Origin of the sequence: Pseudomonas sp. WPR_5_2 (genome assembly GCF_003634475.1) — a bacterium.
GTDB lineage: Bacteria > Pseudomonadota > Gammaproteobacteria > Pseudomonadales > Pseudomonadaceae > Aquipseudomonas > Aquipseudomonas izuensis.
This window is the reverse complement of sequence record NZ_RBLA01000001.1, coordinates 93,330-108,043: the sequence shown is the minus strand read 5'-3', so window position 1 is coordinate 108,043 and position 14,714 is coordinate 93,330. Positions and strand designations below refer to the sequence as shown.

13 protein-coding genes are annotated in these 14,714 nt (G+C 60.6%); 10 read left to right on the top strand and 3 right to left on the bottom strand.

What is annotated here, in order from left to right:
* Positions 1 to 36: 36 nt before the first annotated feature.
* Together BJ917_RS00475 and BJ917_RS00470 are read right to left on the bottom strand one after the other, a co-directional pair.
* Positions 37 to 822 (bottom strand): class II aldolase/adducin family protein, encoded by a 786-nt coding sequence (locus tag BJ917_RS00475; RefSeq protein WP_121100936.1) that lies wholly within the window; start codon positions 820 to 822, stop codon positions 37 to 39.
* 75 nt (positions 823 to 897) lie between these two features.
* Entirely contained in the window at positions 898 to 1,947 is a 1,050-nt protein-coding gene (locus tag BJ917_RS00470) for an ABC transporter substrate-binding protein (protein WP_096511650.1), read from the bottom strand.
* Positions 1,948 to 2,261: 314 nt separating this feature from the next.
* On the opposite strand from BJ917_RS00470, the gene BJ917_RS00465 reads away from it, so the two are divergent.
* Both BJ917_RS00465 and BJ917_RS00460 read left to right on the top strand, forming a co-directional pair.
* A complete protein-coding gene (locus BJ917_RS00465) occupies positions 2,262 to 4,217 on the top strand; it encodes an FAD-dependent oxidoreductase (protein ID WP_121100933.1) in 1,956 nt (651 codons plus the stop codon).
* Positions 4,218 to 4,397: 180 nt separating this feature from the next.
* The gene (locus BJ917_RS00460) at positions 4,398 to 4,994 is read left to right on the top strand and encodes a helix-turn-helix domain-containing protein (RefSeq protein WP_096511652.1); all 597 of its coding nucleotides are present in this window, start codon (positions 4,398 to 4,400) and stop codon (positions 4,992 to 4,994) included.
* Here the strand turns inward: BJ917_RS00460 and BJ917_RS00455 are convergent.
* Positions 4,991 to 5,920 (bottom strand): helix-turn-helix domain-containing protein, encoded by a 930-nt coding sequence (locus BJ917_RS00455; RefSeq protein WP_096511653.1) that lies wholly within the window; start codon positions 5,918 to 5,920, stop codon positions 4,991 to 4,993. The genes BJ917_RS00460 and BJ917_RS00455 overlap by 4 nt on opposite strands.
* A 162-nt stretch (positions 5,921 to 6,082) precedes the next feature.
* Here BJ917_RS00455 and BJ917_RS00450 point away from each other — a divergent pair, with 162 nt between their 5' ends.
* The 8 genes from BJ917_RS00450 to BJ917_RS00415 all read left to right on the top strand — a co-directional run bounded on the left by BJ917_RS00450 (position 6,083) and on the right by BJ917_RS00415 (position 14,645).
* A complete protein-coding gene (locus BJ917_RS00450; RefSeq protein WP_096511654.1) occupies positions 6,083 to 7,441 on the top strand; it encodes a glutamine synthetase family protein in 1,359 nt (452 codons plus the stop codon).
* Positions 7,442 to 7,577: 136 nt separating this feature from the next.
* On the top strand, positions 7,578 to 8,666 hold the full coding sequence (locus BJ917_RS00445; protein ID WP_121100929.1) for a polyamine ABC transporter substrate-binding protein: 1,089 nt from the start codon (positions 7,578 to 7,580) through the stop codon (positions 8,664 to 8,666).
* Entirely contained in the window at positions 8,663 to 9,964 is a 1,302-nt protein-coding gene (locus tag BJ917_RS00440) for an FAD-binding oxidoreductase (protein ID WP_096511656.1), read from the top strand. The genes BJ917_RS00445 and BJ917_RS00440 overlap by 4 nt, the downstream gene beginning before the upstream one ends.
* Before the next feature lie 225 nt (positions 9,965 to 10,189).
* Positions 10,190 to 10,786, top strand: coding sequence for a paraquat-inducible protein A (locus BJ917_RS00435; RefSeq protein ID WP_121100926.1), 597 nt, complete (start codon positions 10,190 to 10,192; stop codon positions 10,784 to 10,786).
* Positions 10,783 to 11,439: a paraquat-inducible protein A gene (locus BJ917_RS00430; RefSeq protein ID WP_096511658.1), complete on the top strand. Its 657-nt coding sequence runs from the start codon at positions 10,783 to 10,785 to the stop codon at positions 11,437 to 11,439. Before BJ917_RS00435 ends, BJ917_RS00430 begins: the two co-directional genes overlap by 4 nt.
* Positions 11,420 to 13,096: an intermembrane transport protein PqiB gene (locus BJ917_RS00425; protein WP_096511659.1), complete on the top strand. Its 1,677-nt coding sequence runs from the start codon at positions 11,420 to 11,422 to the stop codon at positions 13,094 to 13,096. Before BJ917_RS00430 ends, BJ917_RS00425 begins: the two co-directional genes overlap by 20 nt.
* A 17-nt stretch (positions 13,097 to 13,113) precedes the next feature.
* A complete protein-coding gene (locus BJ917_RS00420) occupies positions 13,114 to 13,671 on the top strand; it encodes a membrane integrity-associated transporter subunit PqiC (protein ID WP_096511660.1) in 558 nt (185 codons plus the stop codon).
* Between the two features lie 299 nt (positions 13,672 to 13,970).
* Positions 13,971 to 14,645 carry a histidine phosphatase family protein gene (locus BJ917_RS00415; RefSeq protein ID WP_121103061.1) on the top strand — a complete coding sequence of 225 codons (675 nt, stop codon included), beginning with the start codon at positions 13,971 to 13,973 and terminating at the stop codon, positions 14,643 to 14,645.
* Positions 14,646 to 14,714: the final 69 nt, after the last annotated feature.

Below are 14,714 nucleotides of genomic sequence, written 5' to 3'. Positions count from 1 at the left end.
GAAGGCGTCAGCCCATTCAACACAAAAAACCACGGATCAATCCCGATACCCCGGCGCCACGCGATCGAGCAATCGCAACAACGCTGCCCAGGCCAGTTGCATCGCATCCGGGTCAGCCAATTCGCCCTCATCCAGCGGCCGTCCCGGGTCATTGAACTGGCGTTCGGTGTGCTCACACACCTCGGCCGGAGGCAGCACCAGTTCCCCGGCAGCCTGCGCCGCCAGCTGAATCTCACAGGCCTTTTCCAGGTAATACATGCGCAAAAAAGCCTGGCTCACGGTTTCGCCGACGGTCAGCAAGCCATGGTTGCGCAGCATCAACACCGGTTTGTCGCCCATGTCCGCAACCAAGCGTTGCTGCTCGCTCATGTCCAGCGCCACGCCTTCGTAGTCGTGGTAAGCGACCTTGCCGTAGAACTCCATGGAAATCTGGTTCACCGGCAGCAACCCGCACTTCAAGGCGGCCACGGCGCAGCCGGATTTGGTATGGGTGTGCAGCACGCAGTGCGCGTCTTCCCGGGCGCCATGAATCGCGCTGTGGATCACGAACCCCGCCGGGTTGACGGGATAAGGCGATGGCTCGACGGCGTGGCCATTCAAGTCAATTTTCACCAGATTCGATGCAGTGATCTCATCGAACATCAATCCATAGGGATTGATCAGAAAATGATGTTCCGGCCCCGGCAGGCGCACTGAAATGTGGGTGAAGATCAAATCGGTCATACGAAAATGCGCAATCAAGCGATAACAGGCCGCCAGTTCCTCGCGCAGGCGCTGTTCGGTCGCGCTGCGCGCAGTCAGGTGGGTGGCGATCTCATTCATTGTTGTGGTTCTCCAGGCTGATCGGCTGGGCAAACAGTACGGCTGGACGCGCACAGACGTCCAGCCGCTTTGGACTTACTTGCTGGCCCAGGCGTTGAAGCGTTCCTCCAGCTCTTCGCCATGGTCAACCCAGAAACCGACGTCCATCGACAACGCGCCCTTGAGGTTCTGCGGTGCGGTCGGCACCCATTTGGCCAGTTTGTCGTCCAGTTGCGCGGCAGCCAGGGTGTTGGTCGGCCCGTAAGGAATCAGGTTCACATACTTGACCTGGGCATCGGGCTGATTGGTGAACGCGATGAAGCGCTTGGCCTGATCCACATGTTTGGAGCCCTTGATGATCGCCCAGTAATCCATACCGTACAGACTGCCGGGCCAGACCAGGCCAAGGTGGCTGCCTTTTTGCGCGGCGTCGGCAATGCGTCCGCTGTAGGTCGAGGTCATCACCACGTCGCCCGACATCAGCCATTGAGGGGGTTGCGCGCCCGCCTCCCACCACTGGATGTTGGGCTTGAGCTCGGTCAATTTAGCGAACGCGCGATCCACGCCTTGCGGGGTGGCGAGTACCTTGTAGACGTCTTCGGTTTTCACCCCGTCGGCCAGCAAGGCGAACTCCAGGTTGTACACCGCACGCTTGCGCAACCCGCGTTTGCCGGGGGTTTTCTTCACGTCCCAGAAGTCGGCCCACGAAGTCGGGGCTTGCGCCAGTTTGTCGGTGTCGTAGGCAATCGCCACGCTCCAGACCATTGCTGCCGATCCACACTCCTGCGCCGCTTCGGGGATCAACTGGTCAGCACGCCCCAGTCGCGCCCAGTCAAGACGCTCGTACATGCCTTCTTCGCAACCGCGCATCAGGTCCGGGCCTTCGATCTGCACCACGTCCCAATCGACGTTGCCGGTGTCGACCATCACTTTGATCCTGGCCATTTCACCGTTGTATTCGGCCTGCATGACCTTGCTTTGATCCAGCGTGGCGAACGGCTGAAAGAACGCCGCGTCGAGGGCTTTCTGTCCGGCCCCGCCGTATCCGACCACCACCATCTCCGACCCTGCCTGAGCGTTGCCAAGGCCCAGGGCCATGGACAACATCAAGGGATAAAAACCGTGCTTGAGCGTTCGCGATTTCATCAAAGGTTCCTCTTGCAGGTACCGCCCGGACTGACACCGGAATGGCCCTTTTTATTGTTGTGAGGTTCGACCCGGGAACGGGCCAGGAATGAAACTACTGCAAGCCACAGTAAAAAAACAAGTTGATTTTTTACTGAAGGTAAATTTCTATAGAGCAATAATAACAACGCCGAGAAACCTGTGACCTCTGTAGGAGCGAGCCTGCTCGCGATGGACGTTAACGAAAACGCGGGCTACCTGATTCCCCGGGGTGCCCGGACCTCCATCGCGAGCAAGCTCGCTCCTACAGGTCAGCCTGCCGGAGCAACCGCACCATGCCGACCCCAGCCTTTGCGCATCTGTTCGAACCCTTGCAGATCCGTGGCAAGCGCCTGAAAAACCGCATCATGTCCAGCGGTCACGACACTTCGATGCCCACCGACAACCTGGTCAATGAGCAACTGATCGCCTATCACCGGGCGCGGGCCGAGGGCGGTGTCGGGCTGATCGTGCTGCAAGTGGCCGGCGTGCATGACAGCGCGCGGTACACCTCCCACGTGCTGATGGCCACCGACGACGCCTGCATCGACGGCTACCGGAAAATCGCGCAGACCTGCCATGCCCACGGCACCGTGGTGCTGTCGCAGGTATTCCATCCGGGGCGGGAAATCATGGAGTCCGCCGATGGCCTGCTGGCCGTGGCCTACTCCGCGTCGACGGTGCCCAACGAGCGTTTCCGGGTGATGCCGCGGGCGCTGGATCAGGCGATGATCGACGAGATCGTCGCCGGCTACGCCGCTGCCGCCCGGCGCCTGCATCAGGCCGGGATCGATGGCGTCGAAGTGGTGGCCAGTCACGGCTATTTGCCGGCGCAGTTCATCAATCCACGGGTCAATCGCCGCACCGATGGCTACAACGGCGGACTGGAACAGCGTCTGCGCTTCCTGCGTGAAGTCATTGCCGCAATACGCGCCGGCACCGACGAAGACTTCATCATCGGCCTGCGCATTTCCGCCGACGAGCGCGACCCCGAAGGCCTGACCGAAGACGAATCCCTGGCCGCCGTGCAATTGCTGCAAGCACAACTGGATTACGTGCACATCGTCGCCGGCACCTCGGCCTCCCTCGGTGGCGCCGTGCATATCGTGCCGCCGATGGCGATTGAAGCAGCGTATCTGGCCAAGGAAGGTGGGACGTTCAAGGCCAGCCTGGACATTCCGTTGTTCGTCACCGGACGCATCAACCAGCCCCAGGAAGCCGAGCTGATGATCGCCCGCGGCCAGGCCGATGTCTGCGGCATGACCCGCGCGCTGATCTGCGACCCGCAAATGCCCAACAAGACCGACACGGGCCGTGCCGAAGACGTACGCGCTTGCATTGCCTGCAATCAGGCGTGCATCGGGCACTTCCACAAAGGGCTGCCGATTTCCTGCATCCAGCACCCGGAAACGGGGCGCGAGTTGATCTTTGGTCAGCGCAAACCGACTGCAGCCCGCAAACGCATCATGATCGCCGGCGGAGGGCCTGCCGGAATGAAAGCCGCTGCGGTGGCGGCACAACGCGGGCATGACGTGACGCTGTACGAAGCCAGCTCGCAACTCGGCGGTCAGGTCCTGCTGGCGCAATTGCTGCCACGGCGCAGTGAGTTTGGCGGTGCCAGCACCAACCTGCAGCGGGAAATGGAACTGGCCGGGGTGCGCGTGATGCGCAACACCCGGGTCGACCGCGCCCTGGTGGAGCAGGAAAAACCCGACATGGTGATCGTCGCCACCGGTGCCGAACCCTACTGGCCGCACTTCGAACGCGGCGGCGAGTTGCAGGTGGTGGATGCCTGGCAGGTACTGCGCGATGAGGTGCAGATCGGCCGTTCGGTGGTGGTTGTCGACTGGCGCTGCGATTGGATCGGCCCCGGCATCGCCGAGCGCCTGACCCGCGCCGGGCATCAGGTGCAACTGGCGGTCAACGGCACCCATTGCGGGGAAAGCCTGCCGCTGTACGTGCGCGATCAACTCGCCGGCGAGCTGCACAAACTGGGGATTCCCATCACCCCTTACGCGCGGTTGTACGGTTGCGACGACAACACCGTGTACCTGCAACACACCGCCAGCGGTGAGCCGATGCTGTTGGAAAACATCGACACGCTGGTGCTGTGCCAGGGCCATCAACCGCTGGACACCCTCGGCGACGAACTGCAAGGCCTGGTGGAATTTCGGCGGATCGGCGACTGCCTGGCACCGCGCACCGCCGAAGAAGCGATTTATGAGGGCCTGAAGGTCGCGTGGGAGCTTTGAGCCTGTTTATACTCCGGGGCCTTTGTTGAACAACGCAAAAACCTGTGGGAGCGAGCCTGCTCGCGAAGGCGTCATGCCAGTCGGTATCTATGTCGACTGAAAGACCGCTTTCGCGAGCAGGCTCGCTCCCACAGGGATAATGCACATTAGCTCAAGCCCCTCCCCGGTTCGGAATTGACCATGAGCAACAACAGCACCACACAGCCCGCAACCGGCACCGCCGAACCGCACTTTCTCGGCACTCGCATTCGCGGCCTGCGCAAGCGCCGGGGCATGACCCTGGCGGAACTGGCACAGCAAAGCGAGCTGACCGCGGGCTACATCAGCCAGCTGGAACGCAACCTCGCTTATCCATCAATCCCGGCGCTGTTCAACATCGCCCGCAGCCTCGGGGTGACCATCCAGTGGTTCTTCGCCAGCGAAGCCAACACCGCTCCTGAAGACGACGGCATTGTCGTGCGCAAGAACAGTCGCATGAGCGTGCATTACGAAGACGGCATCATCGACCAATTGCTGACCCCGCAACCCAGTCAGCAATTGGAAATGCTCCACTCGCGCTTTCCGCCCGGCACCTACAGCCAGCAAAGCTATAGCCACGAAGGCGAAGAAGCCGGTTATCTGTTGTCCGGCAGTTTCGAATTATGGGTCGGCGAGCGCTATTTCCAGCTCAACGAGGGCGACAGCTTCAGCTTCTCCAGCCAGGAACCGCACCGCTACGGCAACCCCGGCGAGGTGGACGCGGTGGTGATCTGGGTGATCACTCCGCCAACGTTCTAACGCCGCCCGCGCGCCGGCGCAGTGACGCTCGCGCGCTTGAGGGTGTCGCTCGGCAATTCCTTGAACAGCGCGCGGTAGCTGCTGGAAAACCGCCCCAAATGCCAGAACGACCAGTGCATCGCCACCTCGGCGACGGTGGTTTGCGTCGGCGTGCGACTGAGCAATTCGCGGCGCGCACTGTTGAGGCGGCGCAGGCGCAGCCATTGGGTCGGCGCCATGCCGGTGTAGGCCTTGAACGCCTGCTGCAACTGGCGCAACGACACCCCGGCGACCTGGGACAGTTCCAACAGATTGAGGTGTTCTTCCGGGGTATCCGCCGCCCATTCCCCTACCCGCTTCATGATCGCCCGTTCCCCTGCCCGGCGCTGTAACGCACCTTGATCAAGACAGACGCGCGCGTTGTCGAGGATGAACAGACAGTCGTCCAGCAATTGCTCGGTCAGGGCTTCGCGACTCGGCGGATCGAAGGTTTGCGACAGCCGTGTCAGCGTGCCGCTGAGCCAGCGGCTGAACAACGCGTTCTGCTGCGAATTGAGCGGCGCCATGAACAACCCTTCCAGCCGGGCCACATCCAGTGCATGGCGCTGGACGAACTCCGGGCCGAACACCACGGCGATTTCCTGGTAGTTCTCCGGGGTGATCCAGATGTTGCGGCTTTCGCCATTGAGCACGTAGAGCGCGTTGTCGCTGCGATCGAAACAGAACGCCAGCGAACCCTGCGGCGCGCTGAAATTCTGCTCGACCCGAGTGTTCATGGACTCTTCGTAAATCTCCACGCCCTGCAGATCCAGATAGCGCACCAGGCCTGCGAAATGCCCCGGCGACATCTGTTGGTAGTGCTGGACCCAGCCCGGCGTGGCGCGGATTTGCTCGGCGACATCGGCGGTATTGAACGCTTGAACCTGAAGGGAATGACACGCTGTCATGAGACGACCTTACGCACTCTTTTGGTGCGCTTTGTGCTGCTTAAAGTGGATAGATGGAACCGCAAGGCTCGCCCAAGATAGTCGTCAACGCGCTACAGGGGAAGTGTCCGGCAGATGAAGCCGACATCTCCTGGCGTTAATAAAACCAATAACGAGGTCTTTATGAATGTCCCTTTCGATCAGCTGTTCACGTGGCTGAAAGATCACAAGATTACCGAAGTCGAGTGCGTCGTCAGCGACCTGACCGGCATTGCACGCGGCAAAATCGCACCCACCAACAAGTTCCTGCATGAGCGAGGCATGCGCCTGCCGGAAAGTGTGCTGTTGCAAACGGTAACCGGGGACTTTGTCGACGACGACATCTACTACGACCTGCTCGACCCTGCCGATATCGACATGGTCTGCAAGCCCGACGCTGATGCGGTGTATGTGGTGCCATGGGCCATCGAGCCGACCGCCATCGTCATTCACGACACCTTCGACAAGTTCGGCAACCCCATCGAACTGTCGCCGCGCAATGTGCTGAAGAAAGTCCTGCAGCTGTACACCGACAAGGGCTGGAAGCCTATTGTTGCCCCGGAAATGGAGTTTTACCTGACCCAGCGTTGCGAAGACCCGGACTTGCCGCTCAAGGCGCCGTTGGGCCGTTCGGGCCGCGCGGAGAGTGGTCGCCAGTCGTTCTCCATCGACGCCGCCAACGAGTTCGACCCGCTGTTCGAAGACGTCTACGACTGGTGCGAACTGCAAGGCCTGGACCTCGATACGCTGATCCATGAAGACGGCCCGGCGCAGATGGAAATCAACTTCCGTCACGGCGACGCGCTGGACCTGGCCGACCAGATCACCGTGTTCAAGCGCACCTTGCGTGAAGCCGCGCTCAAGCACAACGTCACGGCGACCTTCATGGCCAAGCCGATTGGCGACGAGCCCGGCAGCGCCATGCACATTCACCAGAGCGTGGTGGACATCGCCACCGGCAGGCCGATCTTTGCCGATGCCGACGGGCAGATGAGCGACCTGTTCCGCCAGCACATCGGCGGCCTGCAAAAGTACATCCCCAAAGTGCTGCCGATGTTCGCCCCCAACGTCAACTCGTTCCGCCGCTTCCTGCCGGACACTTCGGCACCGGTCAACGTCGAATGGGGCGAAGAAAACCGCACCGTCGGCTTGCGCGTGCCGACCTCCAGCCCTGAGGCGATGCGCGTGGAAAACCGTTTGCCAGGGGCCGACGCCAACCCGTACCTGGCCATCGCCGCCAGCCTGTTGTGCGGCTACATCGGCATGGTCGAAGGCATCGAGCCGAGCGCCGCGGTCCAGGGCCGCGCCTATGAACGCCGCAACCTGCGCCTGCCGATCACCATCGAAGACGCCCTGACGCAAATGGAAGAGTGTGACGCCATCGGCCGTTACCTGGGCAGCAAGTTCGTGCGCGGCTACGTCGCGGTCAAACGCGCCGAGCACGAGAACTTCAAGCGGGTGATCAGTTCCTGGGAGCGTGAGTTCCTGTTGCTGAGCGTCTAAAGACCACACATCCCCTGTAGGAGCGAGGCTTGCCCGCGAAAGCGGACTCTCAGTCAACGGTGATGTTGAATGTACTGGCCTCTTCGCGGGCAAGCCTCGCTCCTACAAAAAAATAAAAATTCCAAGAGGTGTCGATATGCGTCTATTGAAATCCATGGTTCCGCTCGCGCTCACCGTCATGTGCAGCGCCTTGGCCCAGGCCCAGCCACAGGTCAGCGTCTACAACTGGACCGACTACATCGGCGAGACCACCCTCGCGGACTTCCAGGCCAAATCCGGGATCAAGGTGATCTACGACGTCTTCGATTCCAACGAAACCCTGGAAGGCAAATTGCTCGCCGGGCGAACCGGGTATGACGTGGTGGTGCCGTCCAACCACTTCCTGGCGCGACAGGTCAAGGCCGGCGCTTTCCTCAAGCTGGACCGCGCCGAACTGCCGAATTTCAAGAACCTCGATCCGAAACTGCTGGCCCTGCTGGAGAAGAACGATCCGGGCAACGAGCATTCCGTGCCGTACCTGTGGGGTACCAACGGCATCGGTTACAACGTCGACAAGGTCAAGCAAGTGCTGGGCATCGACCATATCGACTCCTGGGCCGTGCTGTTCGAACCGGAAAACATCAAGAAACTCAGCCAGTGCGGCGTGTCGATCATGGACTCGGCGGATGAGGTATTCCCGGCGGTACTCAACTACATGGGCATGGACCCGCGCAGTGAAAACCCCGAAGACTTCAAAAAGGCCGAAGCCAAGCTGCTGAGCATCCGTCCGTACGTCACTTACTTCCACTCCTCCAAGTACGTTTCGGACCTGGCCAACGGCGACATCTGCGTCGCGTTCGGTTACTCGGGCGATGTGTTCCAGGCCGCCAACCGCGCGAAGGAAGCCAAAAACAATGTGAACATTGCCTACGCCATCCCCAAGGAAGGCAGCAACCTGTGGTTCGACCTGCTGGCCATTCCCGCCGACGCCAGCAACCCGAAAGAAGCCCACGCCTTCGTCAATTACCTGCTCGACCCGCAAGTGATCGCCAAGGTCAGTGCCTCGGTGGGCTACGCCAACCCGAACCCGGCCGCCAAGCAGTACATGGACGCCGAACTGGTCAACAATCCCGAGGTTTACCCCTCCCAGGCAGTCCTCGACAAGCTCTACATCTCGACCACGCCACCGCAGTCGATCATGCGCCTGATGACCCGTTCCTGGAGCAAAGTGAAGTCCAACCAATGAACCAGTACACCCAGGAACATACGCACTCTTACTACGCCGCCTCGGCCCACGGCATGGCGCCCTTCCCCACGCTGGACGCAGACCTGATGGCCGATGTCTGCGTGATTGGCGGCGGTTTCACCGGCGTCAATACTGCCATCGAACTGGCCCAGCGCGGACTCTCGGTGATCTTGCTGGAGGCCCGGCGCATCGGTTGGGGGGCCAGCGGGCGCAACGGCGGGCAATTGATTCGCGGCATCGGCCATGATGTCAGCGGTTTCGCCCGATATGTGGGCGCCGAAGGCGTGCGATATATGGAGCGCGCGGGCGTCGAGTCGGTGGAATTGGTGGGCCGGCGGATCCGTGAGCACGGTATCGATTGCGACTTGCGCTGGGGCTTCTGCGAACTGGCCAATACCCCGGCGCAGTTCGCCGGGCTGAAGGCCGAACACGCAGAGCTGCTCGAGTCGGGCTATGCCCATGAAACCCGTCTGGTCGAACCCGGACAGATCCCTCAGCAGGTCGTGAACTCGGACCTGTATGCCGGCGGCTTGATTGACATGGGCTCGGGTCACTTGCATCCCTTGAACCTGGTGCTCGGCGAAGCGCGGCTGGCGCAGTCCCTTGGCGTGCGGATTTTCGAGCAAAGCCCCGTCCTGGAACTGATCCATGGCAGCTCGGTGCAGGTGCGCTGCGCCACTGGCACGGTCCGCGCCGGCAGCCTGGTGCTGGGCTGTAATGCGCATCTGGAAGAACTCGAACCGAAACTCAGCGGCAAGGTACTGCCCGCGGGCAGCTACATCATCGCCACCGAGCCCTTGTCGGCGGAACAGGCGGCGCAGTTGATCCCGCACAACCTGGCGCTGTGCGACCAGAAAGTCGGCCTGGATTACTACCGGCTCTCGGCCGACCGGCGCTTGCTGTTCGGCGGTGCCTGCCACTATTCCGGGCGTGATCCACGGGACATCACGGCCTACATGCGCCCACAGATGCTCAAGGTCTTCCCGCAACTGGCGAACGTACGCATCGACTATCAATGGGGCGGCAAGATCGGCATCACCGCCAATCGTTTCCCCCAGGTCGGGCGCTTGAGCCAGCATCCGAACGTGTTCTATGCCCAGGGCTATTCCGGCCATGGCCTGAACGTCACGCACTGGTGCGCAAAACTGCTGGGCGAAGCGATCTACACCGGGCACAGCCAGGGCTTCGACGTGTTCAGCGCCGTGCCGCACATGACCTTCCCCGGCGGCCGCGCCCTGCGCTCGCCCCTGCTGGCCCTCGGTATGCTCTGGTACCGGATGCGTGAGGTGCTTGGCTGACATCCACAAATGAATTCTCCTGTGGGAGCGAGCCTGCTCGCGAAGACGGTCTGACATCCGGCAACTCTGTTGCCTGACACACCGCATTCGCGAGCAGGCTCGCTCCCACAGGGTTTTGCGCTACATGTAAGGTCCCTCGTTCAGCCTTTCGATTTGCTCAATCGCAAGTCACTTCTATATTGAGGGGGTGCTCATCAATTCCTGCCTTCTGTCGAGCCTGGCCCAATGGCGACGAGTGACCCACTGATCATCTGCGAGCACTGTGACTGCGTGTACGAGAAAACCACGCTCGCCAAACATCAGAAGACCTATTGCGTCCGCTGCGGCGGCGTGCTTCAGCGCTATAACGGTCTGACGGTGGAGCATCGGCTGGCATTGACCTTCACCGCCCTGATGCTGTGGATCTTCGCCAATTTCTATCCGGTCATGAGCATCAGCCTCAAAGGCCTGAAAAACAGTGCGACGCTATGGGATTCAGTACTGGCCCTGAGTCTGGGCCCCATCACGTTCATCGCGATGGTGGCGGCGATCGCCATGATCATCGCGCCGATTTTCCAGCTGGTGCTGCTGATCTGGGTCTTGTGCTTTGCCCTCACCCATCGGCGCTCCCCGGGTTTCAGGTTCTGCATGCGCTGGCTGGAAACCCTCAGGCCCTGGAGCATGCTGGAAGTCTGCCTGCTGGGGGCGATGGTCGCTGTGATCAAACTCGCGGGGTTGCTGGATGTGTTGCCCGGCATCGGCCTGTTCGCCCTGGCCATTCTCAGCCTGATGATGATCCGTGTCGCCGGTCGCGACATTCGTGATCTGTGGGACATCCCATGACTACGCCCCCGGTCGCCAGCGATCTCAACCTGTGCCTGTGCCATACCTGCGGGATGGCCTGTGACATGACCCATGAGCCTCACGAATGCGAGCGCTGCGGCGCCCCGCTGCACCGGCGCAAGACCAACTCGCTGACCCGGACCTGGGCCTACATGCTCGCGGCCCTGGTGTTTTACATTCCGGCCAATCTGCTGCCGGTGATGAACACCAAAATGGTCGGTAATGGCGCCGACAGCACGATCATGAGCGGTGTGCTGGAGTTCTGGCAGCACGGCGCCTGGGACATTGCCCTGATCATTTTCATCGCCAGCATCGCGGTGCCGGGCATCAAGTTCGTGGCGATCACGTTGCTACTGGTCACCGTGCAACGCGACAGTCTGTGGGCGCGCCAGGAGCGCTCCAAGCTCTACCGTTTTGTCGAGGTCATCGGTTACTGGTCGATGCTCGACGTGATCGTGGTCGCCCTGGTGGCCTCGTTGGTGAAATTTCAAGCCCTGGCCGATATTGAACCGCGCCCGGGCATTCTGTTCTTTGGCCTGGTGGTGGTCTTCACCATGTTGTCGGCGATGAGTTTCGACCCACGCCTGATCTGGGATGCCACGGGCGAACATCCACACATTGAGGAGGTCAAGGATGAAGCAACAAGCCACTGACGGGCCGCAAGCCCCGGGTCAGGCGCCCATCAAGACCCGTCGATTCAGCGTGTCGCTGGTGTGGATCGTGCCGATCGTCGCGGTACTGGTGGGGCTTTCCCTGGTGGTTCACAGCATGTTGCAAGAAGGCCCGACCATCACCGTTACGTTCAAGACCGGCGACGGCCTGACGGCGAACAAGACCGAGGTCAAGTACCGCAACGTGGTCATCGGCAACGTGACGGACGTGGAACTGAGCAATGACCAGAAGAGTGTCAACGCCACCATCAAATTGTCCAAACAGGCCGAAAGCTTTACCAGCAAGGACTCGAAATACTGGGTGGTGCGGCCGCGCATCGGCGCCGGTGGTGTATCGGGTATCGACACCCTGCTGTCCGGGGATTACATCGGTGCCGACATCGGTCAGGACAATGCCCGTGCAAAGAACTTCAAGGGCCTTGAGAACCCGCCACCGATTACCTACGGCGAACCGGGCAAACGTTTCACCCTGCATACCCAGGACCTGGGATCGCTGGATATCGGCTCGCCGGTTTATTACCGCAAGATTCCGGTGGGTCAGGTCGTGGCCTACGCCCTGGACCCTGATGGCAAAGGGGTGAACATCGATTTATTCATTCATTCGCCCAACGACGCCTACGTCACCGAGAACACCCGCTTCTGGAATGCCAGCGGTATCGACGTGAACGTCGGTGCCAACGGATTTGCCGTCAAGACCGAGTCCCTGTCTGCGATACTGGTGGGCGGCATCGCCTTTCGCGCACCGGAGTACAGCCCCAATGACAAACCGGCCCCGGAAGAGTATGCCTACGAGCTGTTCGACGACCAGCAAAGCGCTCTCGCCCCGCCCAATGGCAAGCCGCAATACCTGGCCTTGCGTTTCGATCAGGCGTTGCGCGGGCTCAAGGTCGATGCACCGGTGGAGTTCCTCGGCGTGGAAATCGGCAAAGTGGTGGCGGTTAACCTGGACTTCGATGCGAAAAAACGCAGTTTCCCGGTCAACGTCGGCATTGTGATTTACCCGCAGCGTCTGGGACTGGCCCACACCAAAATGCTCAAGGAGTTGAATCATGACCCCAGCGATGAAGCCGCGGCCGTACGGCTGATCGGTTCCTTCATCGATAACGGCCTGCGGGGTCAGGCCCGCACCGGCAACCTGCTCACAGGCCAGCTGTATATCTCCCTGGACTTCTATCCAAAGGCGGAAAAAGTGGCTTTCGATCCCAACGCCCGCCCGATCAGCATTCCGACCGTGCCTGGCAGCCTCGAACAGTTGCAGGAAAAACTCGAAGCCATGGTCACCAAGATCAATCAGCTGCCCATCGAGCGAATTGCCGGCAACCTGGACAGTAACCTCGTGGAATTGCGCAAAAGCCTGGGGCACTTCAATGCCAAGACGCTGCCCGGCGTGCAAAACACCCTGGTGGACGTCAGCAAGACCCTGCAGTCGGCCAATACGACGCTTCAATCGGCCAATTCGACCCTGGCCGACGATTCGCCACAACGGGAAAAACTGGGCCAGACCCTGGACGAGTTGGGGCGCACATCGCGTTCCCTGCGTGACCTCGCGGACTACCTGGGACGGCATCCGGAATCACTGATTCGCGGCCGTCCCGAAAATGCCGCGCCCATCGACCTTCAAGGGCCACCCAGCAAATGAGCACAGGAGCATCACCCATGGCTTTTCCGCTGAAGGTTACGTTGTTCGCTGCGCTCGCATTGCTCGCCGCTTGTCGCAGCGACCCGATTCAGTTCCATACCCTGACCCCGGCCCAGTTGAGCAACCATTCAAGGACCGCGGCGGATATACAGGTCGAAAGCCTGGTGGTCCCGCCTCAGGTCGATCGTCCGCAGATTGTTGTACGCCAGGGCAATAGCGGCATGTCCATCCTCGAAACCCATTGGTGGGGGGCCAGCCTGGTGGATGAATTGCGCAGCGCCTTGACCGATCAAATGGTGAACAACAATCCAGGGCGCAAAGTGTCGGTGCGACTGGAGGTGCAACGGTTCGATTCGATTCCCGGACAATACGGCCTGATCGACGTGAAATGGCGCCTGCGGGGCGCCAATGGAGACGACAACGCCCTGCTGAGTTGCCGCAGCACCTTGCAAACACCTTCCGGGACGTCCATCGACGAGTTGGTGGCGGCCCAGCAAAACAATGTCAAACGCCTGGCTGCGCTCATCAGTCAGGCCGCCGCTGCCCGAACTCAATCGGGATGTCCTCAGGACTGATCATGGTCTGCTTTACTGGCCCGACGGCGACTCGATCGCCGTTGGCCGGAACCTTACCCGGCGCCTTGATTTTTACTGGCCCTCCGGGTCAAAAGTAAAAGGGAAAGATTACCAATAACCAACTAAGTAACCCCTAAAAAGCCCATTGCATTTTTTTCACATTCCTTTCACCCCGCCAACATCTGCGCAGCTTTAGTGTGCCCTGCACATGATCTGACTAGTTGCTTTCCAAGTTCTCGTTTCGTCCTGGATTCGAGTGCTTGACACAACTTCTTATTGCGCTTCGGCAGGTGGAAAACTTGATCAACTCCTCAATGCGCAAATCGCCGTCGAGCCTGGGCAAAACACCGCGACTATTTAGGGTATTGCTCGCGATCGTCGGCGCCCTGATGGTCATCGCACTGGTGACCGGGTTTGTCTGGTCGCAACGATCGCCGATCAGCCTGGCTAATGCGGACCCGGAAGTCCGGGCTCAATGGCTACAAAGCTGGGAAGCCGGCGAGGTCGTGGTTCTGGTTCGCCATGCCGAGCGCTGCGACCGTTCCAGCAACCCTTGCCTGGGACCGGCGGACGGCATCACCCGTGCCGGCAGTGACGCTGCAGCGGCAGTGGGCCAAGGCCTGGTGCGTCTGGGGATGACTCAGGCCGATGTCTTGAGCAGCCCGCTGACCCGCACCGCGCAAACCGCGCATTACATGTTTGGCAGCGACGCGCAGACGCAGGAATGGCTGGCCACCTGTGGCAGCACCTGGCGTAACGACATTGTGGCGCACAAGCGTGCCCATCGAAATCTGGTGCTGGTGACGCATAGCGGTTGCATCGGCGACTTCGAAGCCTTGAACGGTTTCAAAAATGCAGCGAAAAGCGAGTACGGCAGTTCGTTATTTGTCCGCATTGATAATAAAGGTCAGCTTCAAGTACTCGGCATCATGAATGCTGAAGACTGGCGCTCGCTGCCCTTTGAAAAACGCTGAAACAATAATGAGTTCAACTCTCGTTGATGAGGTACTAGTTTGTTCAGGCTGCTTCGCAGCGGCGCTGAA